Genomic DNA, 5859 nt, shown 5'->3' on the forward strand with positions numbered 1-5859 from the left:
TACTGCACTCGACAGGGTGTGGGAGAGTAGGACACCGCCGGAACATCCTTTCACGAAAGGCCCTCGACACCGTCGAGGGCCTTTCGTCGTTCATGAGACGAGAACGTTTCGCAGCAGTTTCATAGGGAACTACAAGCACACGCAGCGCGCGGACGCCGATGATGGATGGTGGGGACGGATCGCTGTCCCGCGCGAACAACGGAGGTATTTATGGTCGTCGCGACGACGCCGGGTCATCCGGTGCCGCCAGCCCCCGCCACCTCGACGCGACCGCGTTGGTGGCGGCCGAGGCTGCCCGCGACGGCTGTGTACTTGGCGGGGCTGGTCGTCGTCTCGGCGATCTTCTCCGTGCTGAGCGACTCCGCTCAGGCGAGGGTGGTTCTGCACGCGAGCACGAACCTGCACAACCTGCTGGACGGCCGGATCGGGACGTTGCTGGCAAGCGCGTTCGTGATCGGCGATGTCGTCGGGTCGTGGGTGATCATCCCGCTGCTCGCCTGTCTGCTCGCTCTCGCCGAACTGCGCTTCGGCGCGTTGCGGTTGGTGCGGGTTTTCCTGGCCGGCCACATCGGCGCCACGTTGTTCGTCGCGGCGGGCCTGTGGGTGGGTGTTGAGGCCGGATGGGTGCCCACGAGCATCCGCTGGGCCGAGGACGTCGGTGTCAGCTACGGCGCCATGGCTTTGGTCGGCGCGCTGGTGGCCGCCCTGCCCTACCGGTGGCGCGCCGCTTGGTCGACGCTGTGGTTCATCGTCGCGGTCGAGGGTGTGCTCATCGAGCACACCTTCACCCAGGTCGGCCACATGGTGGCGTTGATGATCGGCACCGTGGTCGGGTTCTGCATGGTCTGGGCCAGGACGACCACCCGCCGACGGCTGACCCGGATCGAAAGCGCTTTGCTCGCCGTCAGCGTGGTTCTCGCGGCGATTCTGCTCATGGGCTGACGACAGGGGCGTGCGGGCGTTCGCCTACAGTGCTTGGGTGCGCCTAGTGATTGCTCGCTGTCAGGTCGACTACGTAGGGCGACTCACCGCCCATCTTCCGATGGCCCGCAGGCTACTGCTGGTGAAAGCGGACGGCTCGGTGCTCGTGCACTCCGACGGCGGCTCGTACAAGCCGCTGAACTGGATGAGCCCGCCTTGCTGGCTGGAGGAACGCAACGGCGATGCGCAGCTCCCGGAGGGAGCGAAGGGGCTGTGGGTCGTCGCCAACAAGGCCGGCGAGGAACTTCGCATCACCATCGAGGACATCGAGCACGACTCCTCGCACGAACTCGGCGTCGACCCGGGCTTGGTGAAAGACGGTGTGGAGGCTCATCTCCAAGAGCTGCTGGCCGAGCACGTGCATACGCTCGGCACCGGCTACACACTCATCCGCCGCGAGTACATGACCGCGATCGGCCCGGTGGACCTGCTGTGCCGGGACGCCGACGGCGGCACCGTGGCGGTGGAGATCAAACGGCGCGGTGAGATCGACGGCGTCGAACAGCTCACCCGCTACCTCGAGTTGCTGAACCGGGATCCGCTGCTGGCTCCGGTGGCGGGCGTTTTCGCCGCCCAGCAGATCAAGCCGCAGGCGCGCACGCTCGCCGAGGATCGCGGCATCCGCTGTCTCACACTCGATTACGACGCCCTGCGCGGCACGGAGAGCAACGAATTCCGCTTATTCTGAACTCGGGGGCGTGCGGGGCGCACGCGGCCGAGTAATAGGCTTGTCGCATGCCCCGCCGGAAACCGCGTTCGGATCGCCACGCTGGTCACTCGCGGTCGGGAGGCGGGCCGATCGGCGATGTCTTCGGACGGACCGAATCAGGCCCGGACGGCGATGAGACTTATGTGGTCCGCACCATTCCGGGCACCCGCGCTGTGAAGACCTACCGCTGCCCGGGCTGTGACCACGAGATCCCGCCCGGCGTCGCGCACATCGTCGCGTGGCCCGCTCATGGCGGGGAAGACGACCGCAGGCATTGGCATCGCGGGTGCTGGAACGGTCGTCGTACTCGGAAGATCACCCGGCGCTGGTCCTGATGCCCAGTAAACCGGGTGCGGAATTAAGGAAGGCCGCCCCGGTTGGGGCGGCCTTCGGTGAATTCGGTTCAGTTTTGCTGTAGTCGCCGCGGTCCGACGTCAGTTGCTGATGTCGGCGCTCTCGCGCTCTTCCGAGTCGATATCGTCGTCCTCGGTGGCGACCTCGGGGATCGCCTTCTGACGGGAACCGGTGACCGACTTGGTGTTGCCGCCGATCGACTTGCGCTGATCCGGAACGCCGTCCAGCAATTCGCTTTCCCGGTTGACCGCGGCGAGCATCGCGGGCACCGAGTCGAGCTGACCGCGGATACCGAGCAGCTGGGCGAGCACGCGGCCGCGCAGCACGCGCATCTCCTCGGCCAGTTCCTTGGCGTGCGCGATCTTGCGCTCGGAGGTCTGAGTGGCGGAGGTGATGAGGCGGTTGGCCTCGTCGGTCGCGTCCTTGATCCGCTGGGCGGCCTCGGCGCGGCTGGTGGCTTCCAGCTCTTCCATGGCGCGGGTGAGCTTGGTGCGACGCTCGGCCATGGTGGCCTCGAAGTCCTGCTGGGTGGCCTTGCGCTTCGCGTCGGCTTCCTTCGCGATGCGGTCGGCCTCGGCCTGAGCGGCCTCGATGATCTTGGCGGACTCGGTGCGTGCGTTCGCGAGGGTCTGCTCGAACTCGATTTCGAGCGCCTCGCGCTTCTCCTTGGTCTCCGCGAGCAGCGACTCGTACTTGCCACGCATCTCGGTGGCCTGCTGCTCGGCGATCGACACCATCTCCGCGGCCTCGGCCTGCGCCAGGGCACGGACCTCGGACGCCTCGTCGGAGGCGAGACGGAGCATGCGGGAGATGCGGTCGGACATGCCTTCCGCGGTGGTCGGCGGCACCGAGAGTCGGTCGACCTCCTTGCGGAGTTCGTCGATCTCGTCGCGCGCGTCTTCCAGCTGGCTCGCGAGGTTACGTGCTTGTGCCGCAGCCGCATCGCGGTCGGTGGCGGTGACTCTCAGTTCCGCGTCGAAGCGGTCGAAGTAATTACGCACCTCGTCTTGCGCATAACCCTTGCGCACAACGGTGAAGGGCAGTGCAACGAAGCGATTGCGATCGGACTCGGGTGACGACATGGCACACAAACTACAGCCTGAAGACAGCCGATGGTGACTCGACTGCGAATGTCATTCCAACGAGTTTTCCCGACCTGACGCCGATACTAGTGCGTAACATTCGCGTTCGGTTCGACCAACTCGATCAGCACACCTCCAGCATCCTTCGGGTGGATAAAATTGATGCGAGAATCGGCCGTTCCGTGCCGCGGAGCCTCGTACAGCAAACGCAGACCCTTGGCGCGCAGGTACGCGGAGACGGCCTCGATGTCGGTCACCCGGTAGGCCAGTTGCTGCAAGCCGGGCCCGCTGCGGTCGATGAACTTCGCGATCGTCGATTCCGCGTCGAGCGGTGCCAGCAACTGCAGGGCAGTGGCGCGGTCGGGTGCGCCGGGCAGCGAAAGCATGGCCTCGTGCACGCCCTGAGCCTCGTTGACCTCGCGATGGGTCTCGACCATGCCGAGGTTCTCCGCGTACCAGGCGACCGCGGTGTCCAGATCCGGCACCGCGATGCCGACGTGGTCCACCGCGGTCACGTAGTCCGCAGGGATGAAAGATGACTGTTCGATAACGTTGCTCACCATTCGAAAGTAGCGCGACCTGGCACGGGGCGCGCGTGACGCACCCGCTACCGTTGAGTAGAACACCTGCTCTCGCATTGCCCGGTGTGGGCGCGAGCAGGTCCGATCTACGAATGCGAGGCTCGTCGTGACCACTTCCGTGATCGTCTCCGGTGCGCGTACCCCGGTCGGCAGGCTGCTCGGAGGTCTGAAGGACTTCAGCGGTTCCGATCTGGGCGGGTTCGCGATCAAGGCGGCGCTGGAGAAGGGCGGTGTCGCGCCCGACCAGGTCGACTACGTGATCATGGGTCAGGTGCTCACCGCGGGCGCGGGGCAGATCCCGGCACGGCAGGCGGCGGTGGCGGCGGGCATCCCGATGGACGTGCCCGCGCTGACGCTGAACAAGGTCTGCCTGTCGGGCATCAACGCGATCGCGCTGGCCGACCAGCTGATCCGGGCGGGTGAGTACGAGATCGTCGTCGCGGGTGGCCAGGAATCGATGAGCCGGGCGCCGCACATGCTGGAGAAGAGCCGGGAGGGCTTCAAGTACGGCGACGTGACGCTGCGTGACCACATGGCCTACGACGGCCTGCACGACATCTTCACCGATCAGGCCATGGGTGCGCTGACCGAAGCGCGCAACGAGGCCGATCGGATCAGCCGGGAGGATCAGGACGCGTTCGCGGCGGCTTCGCACCAGCGTGCGGCGGCGGCGTGGAAGAACGGCGTGTTCGACGACGAGGTGGTCCCGGTCGCGGTGCCGCAGCGCAAGGGCGATCCGGTGCTGGTGACCACGGACGAGGGCATTCGCGCCGACACCACGGTGGAGTCGCTGGGTAAGTTGCGTCCGGCGTTCCGCAAGGACGGCACCATCACCGCGGGCACCGCGTCGCAGATCTCCGACGGAGCCGCGGCGGTCGTGGTGATGAGCAAGGAGAAGGCGCAGTCGCTGGGGTTGAGCTGGATCGCCGAGATCGGTGCGGCGGGTGTGGTGGCGGGTCCGGATTCGACGCTGCAGGACCAGCCCGCCAACGCGATCGCCAAAGCCTGCGCCCGCGAGGGCATTTCGCCCGCCGACCTGGACCTGGTGGAGATCAACGAGGCGTTCGCCGCCGTCGGCATCGCCTCCACCCGCAAGCTGGGCATCGATCCGGAGAAGGTGAACGTCAACGGCGGCGCCATCGCCATCGGCCACCCGCTGGGCATGTCCGGCGCCCGCATCCTGCTGCACCTGGTGCTGGAGCTGAAGCGCCGCGGCGGCGGCGTCGGCGCGGCCGCGCTCTGCGGCGGCGGCGGACAGGGTGACGCGCTGATCGTTCGCGTCTGAGTTCGGCGGGGCGATGCCCGCGCCGAATCGTGCCGATGGCCGCCCCGACGTGGGCGGCCATCGGTCGTTCTGCTGAGGACCACCAGCCATCGCAAGGTGACAGATCGGGTCGACGAGCGGCCGCTGGGCTCGTGGCGAGTCGTAGGCAGCGGTCGCCGTGCCATCGGGGAGCAATGCGGTTGCGGGCGGCAGGGGCAGCCTTGTCGCGTCGTCCGACTACCGCCCAGGGTGCGCGGCTGCGGATCGCCGGGTGGGAACTCGGCTGGCGTAGTAGTGGTCGCGTCGTCCGTGGCGCACTTCGCCCGAAACAGTCGTTTCGCTACTGGTGCCATACGCAGCTGCGATCGGAAGGTGACCGATGTTGGGATTGCACCGGCCGATCAGCGCGTTCGAAGAAAGCGAGGGGCCTTCGCGGGAAGGGTAGTCAGTGGCGGTCACCTCACGACCCGCTGGAAACGAAATCACGGTCGGCAGGTCACCGAATCACGCAGCCGCCCCAGCTCAACCACGGGTTTCGAGCTAAGCGAGACCAAGCCTGTTCCGTTCGCGGCCCGGCCGACGTTTGCGCGCAGCCGCGTGGGTGGCGAAGGGGCGAGCACCGTGTACCGCCGCAACGACTGTGCGGGCCTCGAGCGTCGTGTACCGCCGCAACGACTGTGCGGGCCCGAGCACGTGACGCCCCGCTACGGCGGCCGTCCGTTCACGTGGTCGTGGTCGTGGTCGTGGTCTCGAGTTCGCATGCCGACGCACCCAGCGCACCGCAACCACGTCTTTCGAGCGAAGCGAGACCGAGCATCCGCCGTTCGCGGCCCGGCTCGCGTGTGCGCGGCCGTCGCTTGCTCCTTCGTCGCGTACGCGACGAAGGAG

At 67.2% G+C, this 5859-nt stretch carries 6 protein-coding genes; 4 read left to right on the forward strand and 2 right to left on the reverse strand.

Features of this window, described 5'->3' with window-relative positions:
* Positions 1 to 210 precede the first annotated feature (210 nt).
* From ACWEH3_RS35525 to ACWEH3_RS35535, 3 genes are read left to right on the forward strand one after another with little or no spacing between them, the layout of a single operon-like run.
* Positions 211 to 942 (forward strand): rhomboid-like protein, encoded by a 732-nt coding sequence (locus ACWEH3_RS35525; protein ID WP_450026611.1) that lies wholly within the window; start codon positions 211 to 213, stop codon positions 940 to 942.
* Positions 943 to 979: 37 nt separating this feature from the next.
* Positions 980 to 1669, forward strand: coding sequence for an endonuclease NucS (nucS, locus tag ACWEH3_RS35530; RefSeq protein ID WP_450026613.1), 690 nt, complete (start codon positions 980 to 982; stop codon positions 1667 to 1669).
* Positions 1670 to 1716: 47 nt separating this feature from the next.
* Positions 1717 to 2025: an ATP/GTP-binding protein gene (locus ACWEH3_RS35535; RefSeq protein ID WP_450026615.1), complete on the forward strand. Its 309-nt coding sequence runs from the start codon at positions 1717 to 1719 to the stop codon at positions 2023 to 2025.
* A gap of 99 nt (positions 2026 to 2124) precedes the next feature.
* On the opposite strand, the gene ACWEH3_RS35540 is transcribed toward ACWEH3_RS35535, so the two are convergent.
* Both ACWEH3_RS35540 and mce read right to left on the reverse strand, forming a co-directional pair.
* Positions 2125 to 3126, reverse strand: coding sequence for a coiled-coil domain-containing protein (locus tag ACWEH3_RS35540; RefSeq protein ID WP_159842720.1), 1002 nt, complete (start codon positions 3124 to 3126; stop codon positions 2125 to 2127).
* Positions 3127 to 3212: 86 nt separating this feature from the next.
* Positions 3213 to 3686, reverse strand: coding sequence for a methylmalonyl-CoA epimerase (gene mce, locus ACWEH3_RS35545; RefSeq protein ID WP_450026618.1), 474 nt, complete (start codon positions 3684 to 3686; stop codon positions 3213 to 3215).
* Between the two features lie 127 nt (positions 3687 to 3813).
* Here mce and ACWEH3_RS35550 point away from each other — a divergent pair, with 127 nt between their 5' ends.
* Positions 3814 to 4992 (forward strand): acetyl-CoA C-acetyltransferase, encoded by a 1179-nt coding sequence (locus ACWEH3_RS35550; protein ID WP_355081520.1) that lies wholly within the window; start codon positions 3814 to 3816, stop codon positions 4990 to 4992.
* The last annotated feature ends 867 nt before the right edge of the window (positions 4993 to 5859 follow it).

Source organism: Nocardia sp. NPDC004718, from assembly GCF_053601535.1.

Excerpts from the sequence above, each read along its gene's own strand:
- ACWEH3_RS35540 (WP_159842720.1), bottom strand. The coding sequence starts at position 3,126 with ATGTCGTCACCCGAGTCCGATCGCAATCGCTTCGTTGCACTGCCCTTC.
- ACWEH3_RS35535 (WP_450026615.1), top strand. The coding sequence starts at position 1,717 with ATGCCCCGCCGGAAACCGCGTTCGGATCGCCACGCTGGTCACTCGCGG.
- ACWEH3_RS35525 (WP_450026611.1), top strand. The coding sequence starts at position 211 with ATGGTCGTCGCGACGACGCCGGGTCATCCGGTGCCGCCAGCCCCCGCC.